This is a genomic window from Klebsiella sp. K47 (genome assembly GCF_051858335.1).
In the GTDB taxonomy this organism is placed as follows: domain Bacteria; phylum Pseudomonadota; class Gammaproteobacteria; order Enterobacterales; family Enterobacteriaceae; genus Klebsiella; species Klebsiella pneumoniae.
The window spans coordinates 1-236 of sequence record NZ_JBPYUI010000263.1 but is presented as its reverse complement, the minus strand read 5'-3'; the positions used below and the strand labels follow the sequence as shown (position 1 = coordinate 236).

Genomic DNA, 236 nt, shown 5'->3' with positions numbered 1-236 from the left:
AAGTCCTGATCGATCCGGCAACCGAGCCGCGCTTCCTCGCCAAAGGCACCCGCTGGACAGTGAGCTATGTCGATGACGACATGTCAACCGGCAAAGTGCTCGCGCGGCAGGAATTCATCGTGCCGGGAAGCAGCGCGGGGGGGGACGATCGCGGATCCTCCACGTCGCTGCGGGTCGTGCTGGGCGCCACCCTCGCGCTCGCGGGCGATGCGGCGCGCCGTGAACTGACGGCGCCG

General features: G+C 68.6%; 1 protein-coding gene. It reads left to right on the top strand.

The window, feature by feature from the left end; genetic code table 11:
- On the top strand, positions 1 to 236 hold a 236-nt coding region (locus tag RRF55_RS27970; RefSeq protein ID WP_439419295.1), incomplete at both ends, for a hypothetical protein.